Origin of the sequence: Ideonella azotifigens (assembly GCF_006519715.1) — a bacterium.
In the GTDB taxonomy this organism is placed as follows: domain Bacteria; phylum Pseudomonadota; class Gammaproteobacteria; order Burkholderiales; family Burkholderiaceae_C; genus Ideonella; species Ideonella azotifigens.
The window spans coordinates 1-3,408 of record NZ_VIDT01000601.1 but is presented as its reverse complement, the minus strand read 5'-3'; the positions used below and the strand labels follow the sequence as shown (position 1 = coordinate 3,408).

The following is a 3,408-nucleotide window of genomic DNA, read 5'->3' as shown; positions in this document are numbered from 1 at the left end:
CGGCGCCCGCATCCGCAGCGAGTTCATCCAGGGCGTGGGCAAGGTCAAGGGCAAGTTCGTGATCCTGCTGGACGTGAACCATGTGCTCACGATTGACGGGGTCGGCGAGACCGCGGCGGTCGCCCCCGCTGAGCTCGCCATCGCGAACTGAACACCTCACCTGAGCTTTGGCTGGTGAGCTTGACCGGAAGACCCTGAAGCAGTCCCCGCTACACGCGGCTTGTATTCGTCCACCTGAAAGATACCCGTGCCAAATCAAAAAAGCATTGCCATTCGACTGGCCGGCAGCTTTGCAGCCGTCATCGTCTCGTTGCTGGGAACCAGCCTCTGGCTGAGTGCCCACGCCTCGGCCGTCTCCGAGTCCGGCAGCCTGCTCGCCGTCGTGGCAGCACTGTGTGGCGTATTGGGATTCTGGGTGATACGCAGCGTGACGGTGCCGCTGGGGCTGGCGGTAAGCGCCGCTGAGCAGATCAGCCTGGGGCATCTCGACGTCACCGTGCCCAGCGGCCCGGCCGATGAAACCGGCCGCCTGTTGCAAGCACTGGGCACCACCGTGCACGGGCTCAAGCGCATGAATGGCGAACTCACCCGCATGTCCGCCGAACACGACGCCGGGGACATCGATGTGGTGATCGACACCGAGGCCCTGGTGGGCGATTTCCAAAGCATGGGCCAGGGTGTGAACCGGATGGTGGCGGGTCACATTGCAGTGAAGAAGAAGGCCATGGCCTGCATCGCTGAGTTTGGCCGCGGCAACTTCGAAGCCCCGCTGGACAAGTTCCCGGGCAAGAAGGCCTTCATCAACGAGACCATCGAGCAGGTGCGCAGCAACCTCAAGGGCCTGATCTCGGAACTCAACCGCATGTCGCGCGAACATGATGCGGGCGACATCGACGTGATCATCGAAGCGGCGCGCTTCGACGGTGAGTTCCGCACCATGGCGCAAGGCATCAACCAGATGGTTGGCGGCCACATCGCGGTGAAGAAGAAAGCCATGGCCTGCATTGCAGAATTTGGCCGCGGCAACTTCGAAGCGCCGCTGGACAAGTTCCCAGGCAAGAAGGCCTTCATCAACGACACCATCGAGCAGGTGCGCCTGAACCTGAAGGCGCTGATTCGGGACACCGAAATCCTGGTCACCGCCGCCAACGCTGGGCGCCTCGAAGTGCGCGCAGACACTGACCTGCACCAAGGTGATTTCCGCAAGATCGTGGATGGCATCAACCGCACCCTGGATGCGGTGATCGAGCCCCTGAACGAGGCGAAGCGAGTGCTGCAGGCCATGGAAGGGGGCGACCTGACCCAGGTGGCCAAGGCCGACTACCAAGGGCAGCTCAAGGACTTGTGCGACTGTGTGAACAGCACGGTGGCCAAGCTCTCGCAGGTGGTGACCGAGGTCAACAGCGGTACCGATGCCTTGTCCAGCGCTTCCGAAGAGGTCAGCGCCACTGCGCAGGCCCTGTCGCAGGCGGCCAGCGAACAGGCTGCAGGCGTCGAAGAGACCAGCGCCTCGATGGAGCAGATGACGGCCTCCATCTCGCAGAACACCGAAAACGCCAAGGTCACCGATGGCATGGCCACCAAGGCTGCTGCAGAAGCCGCCGAAGGTGGCGAAGCCGTGAAGGCCACGGTGGCGGCGATGAAGCAGATCGCACAGAAGATCGTGATCATCGACGATATCGCCTACCAGACCAACCTGCTGGCGCTGAACGCGGCCATCGAGGCCGCACGTGCCGGCGAACACGGCAAGGGCTTTGCGGTCGTGGCCGCCGAGGTGCGCAAGCTGGCCGAACGCAGCCAGATCGCAGCGCAGGAGATCGGCACCGTGGCCTCTTCCAGCGTGGAGCTGGCCGAGCGGGCCGGCCAGTTGCTGAACCAGATCGTGCCGAACATCCGCAAGACTTCGGACCTGGTGCAGGAGATCACCGCCGCCTCGGAGGAGCAGTCTTCCGGCGTGGGCCAGATCAACAGCGCCGTGACCCAGCTCAGCCAGACCACGCAGCAGAACGCCTCCAGCTCCGAAGAGCTGGCCGCCACGGCAGAAGAAATGAGCAGCCAGGCCGAGCAGCTGCAGCAGACCATGGCCTTCTTCAAGCTGGCCAATGTGCAGCACCTTGCCCGCGCACCACAGCCGAGCCTGGTCGTCCGTGGTGGCCGCGGCCATGCCCCGCAGGCGTCACGCCGCCAGACCCGCAGCAACTCGCTGGTTTCCAAGAGCGGTGCCGTGACCCTTGGCGGACAGAGCAGCGCGCTCGGCTCGGCCGAAACCCTGGACGAGTCGCAGTTCGCCCGCTTCTGATCCCATGGTCATTTGAGTTGGGAATCAGGCACTGCGCCTGGCGGGAAAAGTGGGAAAAGTATTCGCCGGTGGTCGTGGACAGCGTTTCCAAAAAGCCGTCCGGGGGTGCTGGAAACTGAAATGGCCGCTTGTACGAAATCCATTGTCGGCAATGGACAATGCATCACAATCATTAACAACTTCATCGAAAATCGATCTCGGCGCAAATAACTGATCGCTTTGTCCCTTATCAGGGTTTCATCCCCCATTTGCGGGAGTGCGCCCCCGCCCGGGAAGCCTATGATCCGGCTCCTCCGGCGCTCAAAGGTTTGGCGACTGCCGAGCCGGAGATTTTTCTCCTGTCGCCAGGAGGCTCTCCCATGGAAGCAGTAACAGATCTTCGCTTTCACACGGTGAGCAGTGACCTTCGTTGCGCCGTGCCGGCAACGCGGCGTGTGCTGCTGATCGACGACCACGAACTGGTGCGCGCCGGCATCCGCACGCTGTACCGGCTGCTGGATGACCTCAGCATCGAGTGGCTGGAAGCCGCATCCTTGCAGGAAGGCCTGCAGGTCTACCGAGACAGCGGGCCGGTCGACGTGGTCTTGCTGGACCTGAACCTCAGCGACTGCAAAGGCCTGCAGGGCCTGCGCCAGTTCCTGCAGGCCTTCCCCGAGGCCAGGGTGGCCGTCTTCAGCGGCACGCAGGACGAGTTCGTCGTGCGGCAGGCCAGGGCGCTGGGGGCGGTGGGCTACGTGCCCAAGGGCGCGATGATGGTCGAGATGCGCAACACGCTGGCAGCGCTGGTGGGCGACGCGCGGCGCGGCCGGCCTGCATCGCCCGGCACCTTGTTCCCCCGCTTCCCGTCTTCTGCCATGTACGACCGCGTGGCCGAACTGGGTCCCCGCCACCTGGAGATCCTGGAACTGGTGCTGTCGGGCTGCAGCAACCAGGAGATCAGCAACTCGACCCAGCTCTCGCTGGGCACGGTGAAGAACTACGTTTCTTCGCTGTTGCTGGCATTGGATGTGAAGTCCCGTTCGCACATGATCAGCCTGTTCCGCTGACGGCCACCCCGGACCAAGGTGGCGTCACACGCGGCCGGTTCGCCAGCGCCATGGGCGGCGCAT

The 3,408-nt window shown here is 63.6% G+C and carries 2 protein-coding genes; both read left to right on the top strand.

What is annotated here, in order from left to right; genetic code table 11:
* Nucleotides 1-247 precede the first annotated feature (247 nt).
* Nucleotides 248-2,299: a methyl-accepting chemotaxis protein gene (locus FKP22_RS24795; protein WP_141290323.1), complete on the top strand. Its 2,052-nt coding sequence runs from the start codon at nt 248-250 to the stop codon at nt 2,297-2,299.
* Nucleotides 2,300-2,691: 392 nt separating this feature from the next.
* Nucleotides 2,692-3,345, top strand: a complete 654-nt coding sequence (locus FKP22_RS24790) for a response regulator transcription factor (protein ID WP_211361568.1) — start codon at nt 2,692-2,694, stop codon at nt 3,343-3,345.
* Nucleotides 3,346-3,408: the final 63 nt, after the last annotated feature.